This window comes from Pseudomonas sp. JAI120 (genome assembly GCF_014207255.1).
Classification (GTDB): domain Bacteria; phylum Pseudomonadota; class Gammaproteobacteria; order Pseudomonadales; family Pseudomonadaceae; genus Aquipseudomonas.
This window is the reverse complement of sequence record NZ_JACHCZ010000002.1, coordinates 660,657-673,385: the sequence shown is the minus strand read 5'-3', so window position 1 is coordinate 673,385 and position 12,729 is coordinate 660,657. Positions and strand designations below refer to the sequence as shown.

Here is a 12,729-nt window from a genome sequence, read left to right as displayed (position 1 = left end):
GAGGCTTACTCCTCTTCGCTGTCGGCCGCACGCCAGTAACCCACGGCCTTGAGGAATTCCTCATTGACCTTATGCGTGTCCAGCAGCACCCGGCGGACCTGGCGCGACAGCTTGGTTTCGGTGGCGACAAAGCTGTACAGCGAGCCACTCGGCAGCGTGAGGTTTTTCACGCTGTCGAGCAGGTCATCCTGACCGCGCACCACCCAGATCACCTCCACATCGGCGGCGCTTTCCAGGGCCTGCTGTTCCGCCGCATTGGCGATTTCAATCAGCGCAAGTACCTTGCGCCCCGCCGGCAGTTCTTCCAGGCGTCGACCAATGGCCGGCAGCGCGGTTTCGTCACCGATCAGCAGGTAGCTGTCGAAGATGTCCGGCACGATCATCGAGCCGCGTGGCCCGCCGATGTACAGGTGTTGGCCGACCTTGGCCTGGTCGGCCCAGGTGGAGGCGGGGCCGTCGCCGTGCAGCACGAAGTCGATGTCCAGCTCGCCGGTGTCCAGGTCGAAGCGGCGTGGCGTGTAGTCGCGCATCGCCGGTTGCGGGCCGTCACCCTTGATGCTGAACGTCGGGCTCTCCAGCGCTGCCTGTTCGGCGGCATTCTGCGGGAACAGCAGCTTGATGTGATCGTCACTGCCCAGGCTGATAAAGCCCGCCAGTTCCGGCCCGCCCAAGGTGATGCGGCGCATGCGCGGGGTGATATCGACTACGCGCAGTACCTCGAGGCGGCGGCGTTTGATTTCGTGGGTCACGCGGTGGATGGCTTGGGTATTCATTGGGCTTCCCCGTCGGCAATGGCTTGGGCGGTGCCGTTGAGCAGCGCCGCGACACGAACGATTTCTTCCGGGCTCCAGCGCCCGTGGTGCGAATGCAAGGCGTGACGCAGGTTATGCACCGCCTCGTGGATTTCCGCTGGGCGATCATGGCCGCGCAACGAGCGCTTGCTCACCTCCATGCGCAGGCGAATGCCGTCGAGAGCGACAGCCTGTTCGCTTAAGAACAGACGACCGGCGTCGGTGATTGTGTAGCGTTTTTTTCCACCCTCGGCATCGCCGGCGATCAATTCGCTTTCTTCCAGGAAGGTCAGCGTGGGGTAGATCACGCCGGGGCTGGGGCTGTAGGCGCCATCGAAGAGGGTTTCGATGCGGCGAATCAGGTCATAGCCGTGGCACGGTTGTTCGGCGATCAGGGCCGGCAGCAGCAATTTCAGGTCACCCGGCGCAAAGACGCGCGGGCCACGTCCGCCGCGTTCGCGGCCGGGGCGTTTTTCGAAGCCGTCGCGGTCGTCACCGTGGTCTCGGTGGTGATGAGGGTCTCTCATTGTCGTGTTCTCCTGTCTGGTTTAGATACAACTTAAGATATATCTTACGCTTTGCGCAAAAGCGTCTGACGAGCGGTAGCGGCGACAAAATGCAGCCTGCAACGGGCCGGATGCATTGAATTAGCGCCTGGCAATACCAGCAATTACTTGACAGGTAAATGGCACTTTTATGAATGAAAGATAAACTGGTTAATCAGTGCGTTAGTTCTAATCACGTTGAGAACCCCTCAATAGATAGCGTGTAGCCCATGTCCTACGGATAAGTGATTAATGCGAGTGGTACTGAGGTATCTGCGGTGTAATAAATGGATGACAGTTAATATTCATCTTATTGAATAATAAGGTTTTTATCTGTCGCGTCGCGTCGTGATTAATTACGCGTTTAAGCGAAAGCGCTGGCATCGTTAAGTGGGTTTTCGAGGGACTATTTACCGGCGTCGCAAGACACGAATTGCTCGGGTTTTGCCATGCAGTAAATAACGAATCCCCCACTAACATCTGATGCCACAACAGGTAATTAAAATGCTTAAAAAGACCGCTTTCGTACTGCCACTGATCGCACTGGCTGTCGGCGCTTCCAGCGTGTTTGCCGCCGGTGAAGCCACCAGCGTCATCAACATCAAGGCAACGATCCCAACCAAACAGTTCCACGCCCAGCCGTTGGACCCGGATTTCGGTAAGGACGAAACCATGTCCTACAACACCGTGACCGGTCAGTTGAGCCCGATCCGTGCGACCTACGCGGTAAAAAATACCGACGGTTCGATCAAGGCCTACATCGAAGGCGGCCCGGCTTCCCTGAGCAACGGCACCTCTTCGATTGCCCTGACCACCACCTTCAACGGCGTGACCCTCACCGGTTCGCCACTGGAAGTCGTGGATGATGCCAGCTCCACTCCCGGCACCCAGGCTGACCTGGTCGTTGCGGCCGCCAAACCGGCTGACACCGACGCTGGCCTGTACACCACCAACTACACCGTGGTGTTCGATCACGAGCCGCGCGTCACCCGTTGAGCGCGATTTGTTGATCGATAAGCATCGGCTTATTGCTTAGCCCTTACCGATCGACGGGCAGCCTCTGTCGGTTGATCGGTATCCAAGAATTCCCCGAGTGTAATCAGAGTATCCGTTCATGTTCCCGATGATTCTCATCGCGGCAGCGCTTGCCTTGTTGTTTTGTACGGGGGCGTTTGCAGCTGACGCGACAACTGGCACAACCCCAAGAAGTTTGCTGTCCCAGGCCAAGGGTTTACCGGCGGACTTTGAAGAGCACTTTTTTGATGTGCCGTTGGCAGTACGGGTCGAATTGGACCAGGAGTTTGTCGCCGAGGCGATGATCGTGCTGACCCGTGATGACCGCCTGACCCTGCTGGATTTCACCGATCACGAAGGCAGTGTGATCAAGGACGTCGAGCGTGATAGTTGGGGTGATTACCTCAAGCAGGGCGTGCCGTTGGGCGCCTGCGAAAGCAGCTGCCCGGCGCAACTGCTGGCGGTCCACTACAACCTGGAAAAGTCCCTGGTCACGTTGTTGACCGAAAACGCCGAACGTGAGGGGCAAGAGTCCAAGTATTACTCCCTGCCCTCCGGTGGCAGCACCGGCCTGATCGTACGTAACCAGCTCAACCTCAGCGGCGGCCAGGGCCAGGACCTCGGCGGACGCCTGGGGCTGGACGCCAGCGGCAGCCTGGGCAACTGGAACCAGGTGATGAACATGCAGTTTTCGCGCTTGGGCGGCCCGGACGACGATGCCCTCAACCATGCCGTGTACTCGCTGTATGCCCAGCGCGAAATGCACGGTGAGTTCCTGCGCCTGGGCTATTTCACCCCCAATGCCGAAGGCCTGACTCGCCAACTGCGCACCTTCGGTGCCAGCCCCGACACCGCCGTCGGCGTGATGTATGGCAGCTCCGACAGCCTGATGATCAGCAACCCCAAGCCGAGCATCTACCCGATTTACGTCACCGCCAATCGCCAGGCCTCGGCGGAGATCTACCGCAACGGCCTGCTGATCAACACCCAAGCCGTTTCCACCGGCCTGCAAAGCCTGGACACGCGGCCCTTGCCCGGCGGCATCTACGAGGTGGAAGTGCGCCTGGTAGAAGACGGCCAGATCACCAGCACCACCCAGGAGTTGGTGTACAAGCCCAACAACTGGCGCAACCTCGACAACCGCTGGCGCTACAACGTATTTGCCGGGCAAGAGAGCAAGTTGCTCAGCAACTGGGACGAACAATCCAGCGGCGACCTGACCGCCGGCGTATCCCTCAACTACCTGGCTCACCCGCGGGTGGTGCTGGGCATGTCCGGGCGCCAGGTCAAGGACAGCATGCAATACGGCACGTCGCTGGACTGGAGCCTGGCCAGTAACGCCAGCCTGTATGCCAACGTCTACCAGACCGACAACTACGGCACCGGCGTCGACTTCAACAGCCTCTACAACTACGGCCTGGGCAGCGTGGTGTTCAACCACACGCGCAGTTGGCTGGACAACCGCAACACCTACGAAACCCTGCCCGACGGTACCCGCATCCGCCAGCGCGATGTGTTCATCGGCCAGACCAGCCTCTCGTCGCTGTCCATCAATCATCGCCTGAGCAACCTGCGTTCCATCAATGCGCGGCTGGCCTACAGCGAAGGCAACAACGAAGGCCTGGGCCTGGACCTGGGCTGGACCGAACGCACCCAATTGTTCGGCAGCGATGCCAACTGGCGCTTGTCGGTGTTCGACCGCCCGGCCAGCTCCAGCACCGGCGACAAACGCAATCGCGGGATCGACCTGAGCGTCAGCCTGGCGCTCGGCAGCCCCGGCGAGCAGTGGTCCGCCAGCATCGGTACGCGAACCTCCCGCGATGGCAAGCGTGACAACAATGGCTCGCTGAGCTACCGACGCGACCTGCAGGACCACGTGCTGCAAAGCGTCTCCGCTACGGTACTGGCCGATACCTACGGCGTGGGCCTGTCGGGCATGGCCAGCTTCCAGAACGACGCGGTCAATGGCGACGGCTTCGTGCAGCGCTCATCGTTCAATAACGAACTGACCGGTGGCCTGAACCTGGACAGTACCTTTGCCTTCGGCGGGCAGAAGATGGTGTTCACCAGCCAATACGCCGGCAGCGGCTCGGGGATGATTGTCGATATTGAAAGCGACGTGGACGACATCGTCCTGCGCGCCGATGACCTGAGTGGCGGCAGCACCGTGCTGCGGCCGGGGCGCAACTTCATCCCGATCACCGCCTACAGGGGCAGCTCGGTCAGCTTCGACTTCGACGGCAACCACGCCCCGGCGGCGAATATCCAGCCACCCCGCACCGCCTACCACTTGAACAAGGGCGGCGTGGACTACCGCAAGGTCAGCGTGATGCGCACCGTCACCGTACTCGGGCGCCTGGTGGACCCCCAGGGCAAGCCGCTCAAGGGCCATCACATCCTCAACCACGCCAGCCGTGGGGTGAGCGAAGTGGATGGGTTCTTCTCCCTGGAGATGAACGCCAGCTCGCCGACCCTCGAAGTGCGCCGCAACAACCAGTTGCTGTGCCAGTTCCGCCTGGATACCGCCAACGCGCGCAATGAAAACGACGTGCTGATGATCGGTGATCTGCGGTGTACGCCGGATACGTTGGCCGATTCCACCTTCAAGTCTGAGACGGCGGGTTAAGTGAGCACCATGAAAAAGGTTTCAGAAGTGAATAGATTCAGGGCCTTCACACGCCGTCTCTCATGTTGCGTGATACCCGCGATGGCGTTGGCGTTTTCCCTCGAAGCTCATGCCGGGAGGATCGAGATAACGGCGGATTTCAGGCCAGATCCGGCGAATCCGATGGTCAATAAGTTCAAGAACACAACGCCTGACTTCGGTTACTGCGCGAACTGGGCACCGTATTGTCGAGCGCGCAATATGTTCAGCCTCAACTTGCCGATGGGGGCTTTTCCTCAAACGGTAGGTGGCCCGATTGCTGCCAACCACAGCGATCCGCGCGAGGGTGCATTTTGGCGGGTGCCTTCGCAGTGGCGAACCCTGACGGTGACGAATCAGAAGGGGGATACCGAGCAACTCGAAATTCGAGTCTCCGGGATCGGTGGCCGTGCCGACCTGGGGGAGGACGCACGGGTGCTGACTGGTGAGTCGACTATCTACAACGCCTATCAAGCTTTATGGTCATCGGGCCGCTGGAACTTCGCCCCGTTACCGTGCATTTCCCCAGGGGGGCTCAATGGCAACGTCGACCATGTGATCTGGATGTGGTTGATGCCCGAAGGCGCCACCCAATGCAGCACCACGGCGCGTTTCGATATCCCCAACTTCTTCTATCGCTACGTCCAATTCGCTTATGAACTGCGAACCCCCGACCCGCTGGGGATGCCGACCGGCATCTACCGTGGGAGCCTGTCCTACACCATCGGCCCGGGCATGGACTTTGACTTCGGCAATCGCGTATTGCCCAACGACAGTATTGCCCAGCTCGATTTCGTGCTGAATGTCGAGCACACCCTTCGGGTGGAAGTCCCCCCCGGTGGCAACCGTGTCGAACTGATCCCTCAGGGCGGCTGGCAGGCCTGGTTGAACCAGGGGCGCAAGCCGGCGCGGCTGTTCCGTGACCAGACCTTCAATATTTCCGCCTCGTCGCGTTTCAAGATGCAGATGGCCTGCGAGCGCGTCATCGGGGACACCTGTGCGTTGAAAAACAACACCGACGGTCATGAAGTACCCCTGGATATCAGCGTCAGCCTGCCCCATGGCTTGAATCGTCAGGATGGCGCAGCCGTGAACCGCCAGCCGCTGCTGTTGAGCGGTGCCGGTACCGAGTTGTTCCAGCCGGGGTTCTACGTCGATCGACGGCCCGGTACGTTGCACTTCGAGGTCACGAAAGACTCCGCCGACCAGATGCTCAGCCGGGGCGGATCGACCTATTCGGGCCAGGTCTCGGTGGTCTGGGATTCAGAAGTATGAGGTGCCGTCAGATGGATGCCGTTGCTGGAAGAGGCAAGAATGTATCGAGGCTGGCAGGGCGGTGTTCGCAGCTTGCTGCCAGTTTGTTATTGGCGTCGCTGGCAATGCCCGTAATGGGTGTGGAGATGAACATCCATGCTGAGTTTCGGCCGGACCCTTCACAGCCGCACTTGAATAAGTTCGAGAACAAAACGCCAAGCGTTGGTTACTGTGCGTCTTTTCCCGCCCAATGTACTGCCTTGAATATATTCAGTCTCAGGGCCGCCATTTCGGCGGATTCCGTTACGCAGATCGCTGCTTTTCATACGGATCAACGCCAAGGCGCGATGTTTAAAGTGCCAACGGAGTGGCAGGACCTGACCGTCGTGCATCGACAGACTCAGGAGACCGAGACGTTAAGGGTACGGATCATGGGTGTCGGCTCGACGTATGCCATCCCCAATCTGGTCAGCCTGGTGGGCGGCGGCGTTACCCCTTTGCAAGCTCACCAGCAATTATGGACCGGCTCCAGTTGGGTTTACCCGCCGCGCACCTGCCTGGGCACCGGGGTGAGCTTGTATGGGACGACAACGTATGGGTTTTTCTGGCGAACACCGGTCGGTTCTCTCTGTGCCAGACAAGCCAGGTTCGATATTCCCACCATGCGCTTAACCAACCTTGAGTTCGCCTATGAACTCATCACGCCCAACCCCTTGGGCATGACTTCAGGGGAGTACGTCGGTCGCCATCAATACACCGTAGGGCCAGGGAAGGACTTTGATTTGGGCGACGTGATGTTGCCCAGCAGTCCTACCCTGACCCTGAACTTCACCCTGGCGGTGCAACATGACCTTAAAGTCGAAGTTCCCCCCAACGGCAACCGTATCGAGCTGGTGCCCCAAGGCGGTTGGCAAGCCTGGCTGAACCAGGGCCGCAAACCTGCGCGTTTGTTCCGCGACCAGACCTTCCGCATTTCTGCTTCGTCGCGTTTCAAGATGCAAATGAGCTGCGAGCGGACCATAGGCGACACCTGCGCCCTGAAGAACCCCACCGACGGCCATGAGGTGCCGCTGGACGTCAGCGTCAGCCTGCCCCATGGCCTGAATCGACCGGACGGCAGCGCTGTGAATCGCCAACCGCTGTTGCGCAGCGGCGCCGGTACCGAGCAGTTCCAGCCGGGCTTCTATGTCAACCAACGGCCCGGCACCTTGCACTTCGAGGTTAAGAAGGATTACGCCGACCAGATGCTCAGCCGGGGTGGATCCACCTACTCGGGCCAGGTCACGGTGGTCTGGGATTCGGAGCTCTAAATGAGGTTTACAGCAATGAAACATTTGTTGGCGCTGTGCGCGCTGTGCTGGTTGCCGCTGTCGGCACCAGCGGCCCCCAATATCAACGTGGGGGTGTTTTATGACTACCTGGACGGCGACAAAAGCACCTACCTGAAACGGGTCTTCAACGGCGGCGACAGTACGGCGTTCATCAAGGTGTCGGTGATGGAGATCCTCTACAAGGCCGACGGTAGCTCCGAGGAAGTCGAGCTCCAGAGCAACGCAGAAAACACCGCTCGCGATGGCTTGATGGCCACGCCGGCGCGTCTGATCGTCCCCTCCAATGGCATGCAGGGCACACGCTTGCTGTACCTGGGCGCGCGGGAAAAAGAGCGCTATTTCCGCCTGCGCTTCGTGCCGGTGATGCCGGAGCCGGAGGATGACTTTGCTGTGTCCAGCGAGGCGCGTGAATCCTATAAAGAAAGTCTCTCGGCCGGGGTCACGGTGCTGGCCGGGTTTGGCACGGTGTTCTTCGTGCGCCCCAAAGACACTCGCTTTGCCACCCGTATCGACGAGCAACCCGCCCAATACGCGCTGCATAACGACGGTAACAGCGTCGTGGTGGTGGATCAGTTCAAGGACTGCGCCAGCGGCGATGCCCAGGACTGTCTGCCCGTCACCAAGAACCACATCCTGCCGGGTCGTGCCTTCAGCTTTCCCAAGCAGGCCGGGCGTACCTACCGCTTTACCCTGGTTGAGGGCAGCGAAAAAAAACCTTATGAGGTCAAAGGCTGATGCTCAGAAAAAGAGCCCATGGAGCCGGGTATCGCCCGGACAAGGTCATCGCGACGCTATTGCTGTTGATGGTTACAGCGCTGCTCAGTACCCAGGCCCTCGCGATCCGTGAGGAGCAGGTGTTCGATGTGTCGGTCACCATCCCAACCGCCGATTTTTACGTGCTGCCCATCAACCCGGTGTTTCTGGAGCGCGAGCAGGAGATGGCCTGGAACCTGGTGAGTCGCACGCTCAAGCCATTGCGTGAGCACTTCGATGTGAAGAACAGCGGCGGCGGCATCGTTGCGCGCCTGGGGGAGTTGCCGGTGCTCTCCAACGGCCGGCGCCTGATTCTGTTGAATGTCAACTTCAACGGCGAATGGCTGGACTTGACCGACACCCTGGTGGTGCCTGCCGAGGAGGCGCGGGCCGGCAAGCGGGTGCTGTTGGAAATTGCCGCTGTCGAGCCCGAGGACGGTTATACCCCGGGCGACTATTTCGGCAGCGTTCATCTGATCTTCGACGCGTTGCGACCGTGATAACGAGGTGCTTATGAAATACGTTTATGCAGTACTGGGCATGTGCCTGTGGTCCTTCAACGCCCAGGCCGGGCCGGCCATCAACGTCGGCGATTTTTACGACTACTTGAATGGCGACAAGAACACTTACCTTAAGCGCGTGTTCAACGGCGGCACCAGCACCGCGTTCGTCAAGATCAAAGTCACGGAGATGCTCTACAAACCCGATGGCAGCTACGACGAAGTGCCCCTCAAAAGCCAGGCCGACGGCCTCGTGCGCGATGGCCTGATGGCCAGCCCGGCACGCCTGATCGTGCCGGCCAATGCGATGCAAAGCACGCGCTTCCTGTTCATGGGCGAGCGCGATCGGGAACGTTACTTCCGGGTGCGCTACCTGCCGGTGGCGCCGGAAAAGGACGATGACTTCGGCATCAATGACGAAGACCGCGCCGCCTATGAAGCATCCCTGGCGGCGGGTGTGCGGGTGATGTCCGGATACGGCACGGTGTTTTTTGTGCGGCCCGAACACAGCCGTTTTGATACCCGCGTCGAGAACGGCGGGCGCACCTACACCCTGCGCAATGCCGGTAACACCGTCGTAGTGGTGGATGAGTTCAAGGACTGTTCGGTCGCCGACCGCACGGACTGCGCGCCGATCACCAAGAACCATATCTTCCCGGGTCGGGTGTTCAGCTTTGAGAAGCAGGCCGGACGGGTCTATCGGTTCTTCGTGGTAGAGGGCAGCACCGAGAAAGTCGTCGAGATCAGTGGCTGAGGTACGCTGCACAAGGTATGGCCACCCGGTTGCAGATACGGCATCAGCACCGGCGCCATGCCCTTGAGCACCTGCACCGGCAGTGCCGAGGTAAAGGTGAAGTTCTGCGCGCCGCTGCCGGGGACGAAGGCGGTGAGGGTGCCGAAATGCCGGTCGCCGATATAGAACACAAAGGTAGCCGTGCGGTTGATCGACTTGGAGCTGAGCACGCGCCCACCGGCGCCAATCGCTTCGATGCGGTTGTCGCCGGTGCCGGTCTTGCCACCCATGGCCAGCGGTGTGCCGTCGCCCAGCTTGAAGCTGCCCGACACGCGTTTCGCCGTGCCCGCATCCACCACCTGGGACAACGCCCCGCGCAAGGCGCTGGCGACTTCGCTGGGCATCACCCGCTTGCCTTTGTCGGGGTTGTTGACCAGGTGGGTTTCATAGGGGGTGTCTGCGGCAAAATGCAGGCTGTCGATGCGCAGCGTCGGCTCGCGTATGCCGTCGTTAAGGATCGTCCCCACCAGTTCCGCCAACGCCGCGGGGCGGTCTCCCGAGCTGCCGATGGCGGTGGCCAGGGAAGGCACCAAATGGTCGAACGGGTAGCCGACCGCCCGCCAGCGTTGATGAATATCCAGGAACGCCTCGATCTCCAGCATGGTACGGATGCGACTGTCGCGCGCGCTCTTATGACGGCTCTTGAACAGCCAGCCATAGACCTCCTGGCGCTCGTGCTCGCTGGCGGCGACGGCTTGGGTGAAGGTGGCGTCGGGGTGGTTCAGCAGGTAACCGAGCAACCACAGGTCCAGGGGGTGGACCTTGGCGATATAACCTTGGTCCGGCAGGTCGTAGGCACCGGGGCCGTAGTTTTTGTAGAGCTTGCTCAGGCGCTCGTCGGTGAGTTTTTCTGCGGTTTTGGTGCCGGTCAGGTGCGAGCGCACGAAGCTGTTGAAACTCGCCTGGCTGGCCTGGGGCAACAGGTAGCGGTGCACGGCGGCCAGGCGGATGGCGGTAGGGTGCAGGCCGTCCAGAAAGGTCGCGAGCCGGGCCTGGGTGTCCTTGTTGCGGTATTTTTTCCAGAAGCGCAGCAGGAAGGTTGTGCCTTCGCGGTCGGCGAACTGGGCCAGGTATTCCTGGCGCCGTGGGTCGCTGTCGTCCTTGAGCAACTCGGCACTGTTGTTGTCACCGTGATAGGTGCTGTAGCGCACCAGGTCGCGCATCAGGCGAATGAACGGCAGGTTGATCGACTCGCGCAGGGCGTCGCGCAAGGTCGGGTTGCGGCCGTTGTCTTCATTGCGAAAGTTATGGAAGCGATGCAGGCCGCCACCGGTAAAAAAGCTTTCGCCGGGGCTGGCGGAATATTGCCGGTCGAGCGCGGCGTCGAGCATCTTCGACAGGCTCTGGTCGCGGTTTTGCGCCAGGTAGTCCACGGCCCAGCGCGACAAGCGGTCCTGCTCGTCAATCTCGACTTTTTTCAACACGGCGGGCGTCTGGCCGGCATAGCGCTGGTGCAACTCGCTGATGATTTGCAGGTAGGTGGTGAGCACCCGCAGCTTGGCGGTGGAGCCCAGTTCGAGCTTGCTGCTCTCGTTGATATCGAAAGGTTGGTCGGTGTTGTCGGTCTGCACCCGCACTCGCGCGCCGTCGCCCGTCATCTCGTATAGCGTGAAGCTGTAGCGCACCTGAGTCGTGCTGGCGGGTGTCAGCAGGCGCGGGCCGAGCAGGCCGAGTTGCCCGGCGAAGGCCGGATCGGCCAGGTGCTTGAGGTAGGCGGTGGTCTGGGTTTGCAGGTCATTTTGCAAGGTGCTGGTGGCGCTCAGGTCCAGGCGATCAAGGTCATACAGCGGGCGGTTGAGCAGGGTGGCTAGACGGTTGCGGGCCACGCTGATGCCTTTGTTGGTTTCAATCGGTTGGATCGTCGGTTGCTGCTGCCAGTCGCGGTAACTGACCTTGCTGGCCAGGGCCGCCTTGGCCAGGGCAGGGGCGATGACGCTGTTTTGTTCCAGCAGGCGGATATGGCTGTCGGTCAGGGTCGCCAGCTCCGCGTGGCCTTTGGACAGGTAATGGGAAGGCCGGCGCTGGGCGATCATCAACGACAACACTTCGCGCAGGGCCAGGCCCTTTTGCGCGAGGTTCTGCGGGCTGTTGTCGGCGAGCAGCGCATTGGTGCGGTTGAAGTCGGCGCCGTACCACACCCGCAGACCGTCGGCCATACCATGCACTTCGCCGTGACCGGGCACCGCAGACAACGGCACGCTGTTGAGGTAGTCGCGCACGATGTTCTGGCGCGCCTGCAAGGTCTGCGGGCCGTCCTGATAGGCGCGCACGCTGGCGGAAAACATCTGGCGCAGTTTCTCGCCGCCCGACAGCGTCAACCCGTCAGGGGAGTGGCGGTATTTTTCCAACTGGGTGGCCAGGGTGCTGCCGCCGGCCGTCTGTCCGGGCAAATGCAAAAGCTTGGCCACTTGCGACCACGCCGCCTTGGCGAACCGCGGCCAGTCCACCGCCGGGTTGGCCTGGGGCTGTGCCGGGTCGAGCAGGTCGCGGTTTTCGATGAACAGCAGGCTATTGACCACCACGGGCGGGATCGCCTCGAAACGCTGGTAGGACTGCTGTGGATAGGTGAACTGGTACAACGGCTCGGCGCGGCAGTCGCTGATCGACAAGCCCGCCTGGATTTTCTCCGTGTAGGGCACGAACAGGCCGCGCTCGACATAGGTCATCAAGGGCGCGGAGAAGCGCACCTGGCTCTGGATCAGGTAGTTGCGCTTGAGCAGGCGCGGCAGGAACTCATCGAGGTCACTGTAACCCAGGCGTTTGTCGAACGGCCCGGCACCGGGATAAACCAGCGCATCGCTGGGGCCGGGTTCCAGGGTGTAGGTCAAGGTCGCGGCCAGGCGGCTCAGTTCCCGGGCCTGCCAGTGCGACGTGCGCATTTCGCGCTGGGCGGCAAAGCCCGCAGCGATCAGGCCGATCACCAGCAGCAGCCATACCATTCGCCACCTGTACAACGGTTTGCGGGGGCGTCGTGGCAATGGCTGTTCGTCCATGCTGTCGGTGGGAGCCGCAGCCTCGGTTGAATCGGTTTGCCATAAAGCGCCCATAGTCGATTGATCCATCCCTGCAGATTGATCGGACTTGACTGAAGCTTAGACGCTGAT

General features: G+C 60.9%; 10 protein-coding genes. 7 read left to right on the top strand and 3 right to left on the bottom strand.

Going from position 1 to position 12,729, the window contains the following annotated elements; genetic code table 11:
• Positions 1-5: 5 nt before the first annotated feature.
• A complete protein-coding gene (locus HDC32_RS14900; protein ID WP_131697419.1) occupies positions 6-773 on the bottom strand; it encodes a siderophore-interacting protein in 768 nt (255 codons plus the stop codon).
• Positions 770-1,318, bottom strand: a complete 549-nt coding sequence (locus HDC32_RS14895; RefSeq protein WP_145335182.1) for a PadR family transcriptional regulator — start codon at positions 1,316-1,318, stop codon at positions 770-772. Before HDC32_RS14895 ends, HDC32_RS14900 begins: the two co-directional genes overlap by 4 nt.
• A 522-nt stretch (positions 1,319-1,840) precedes the next feature.
• Between HDC32_RS14895 and HDC32_RS14890 the strand changes: the two genes are divergently transcribed.
• The 7 genes from HDC32_RS14890 to HDC32_RS14860 all read left to right on the top strand — a co-directional run bounded on the left by HDC32_RS14890 (position 1,841) and on the right by HDC32_RS14860 (position 9,586).
• On the top strand, positions 1,841-2,332 hold the full coding sequence (locus HDC32_RS14890; RefSeq protein ID WP_131697417.1) for a CS1 type fimbrial major subunit: 492 nt from the start codon (positions 1,841-1,843) through the stop codon (positions 2,330-2,332).
• Between the two features lie 118 nt (positions 2,333-2,450).
• Positions 2,451-4,976, top strand: coding sequence for a CS1-pili formation C-terminal domain-containing protein (locus HDC32_RS14885; protein ID WP_184744544.1), 2,526 nt, complete (start codon positions 2,451-2,453; stop codon positions 4,974-4,976).
• A 240-nt stretch (positions 4,977-5,216) separates the two neighbouring features.
• Positions 5,217-6,269, top strand: a complete 1,053-nt coding sequence (locus HDC32_RS14880; RefSeq protein ID WP_260403617.1) for a hypothetical protein — start codon at positions 5,217-5,219, stop codon at positions 6,267-6,269.
• 365 nt (positions 6,270-6,634) lie between these two features.
• Complete coding sequence (locus HDC32_RS14875) at positions 6,635-7,558, top strand: hypothetical protein (protein ID WP_260403616.1); 924 nt, start codon at positions 6,635-6,637, stop codon at positions 7,556-7,558.
• A gap of 15 nt (positions 7,559-7,573) precedes the next feature.
• Positions 7,574-8,314: a molecular chaperone gene (locus HDC32_RS14870; RefSeq protein ID WP_167654793.1), complete on the top strand. Its 741-nt coding sequence runs from the start codon at positions 7,574-7,576 to the stop codon at positions 8,312-8,314.
• Entirely contained in the window at positions 8,314-8,832 is a 519-nt protein-coding gene (locus HDC32_RS14865; protein WP_237683036.1) for a CS1 type fimbrial major subunit, read from the top strand. Before HDC32_RS14870 ends, HDC32_RS14865 begins: the two co-directional genes overlap by 1 nt.
• 13 nt (positions 8,833-8,845) lie before the next feature.
• Positions 8,846-9,586: a molecular chaperone gene (locus HDC32_RS14860; protein ID WP_131697413.1), complete on the top strand. Its 741-nt coding sequence runs from the start codon at positions 8,846-8,848 to the stop codon at positions 9,584-9,586.
• On the opposite strand, the gene HDC32_RS14855 is transcribed toward HDC32_RS14860, so the two are convergent.
• Entirely contained in the window at positions 9,529-12,672 is a 3,144-nt protein-coding gene (locus HDC32_RS14855) for a transglycosylase domain-containing protein (protein ID WP_184744538.1), read from the bottom strand. The two genes, HDC32_RS14860 and HDC32_RS14855, sit on opposite strands and share 58 nt — an antisense overlap.
• Between the last annotated feature and the right edge of the window lie 57 nt (positions 12,673-12,729).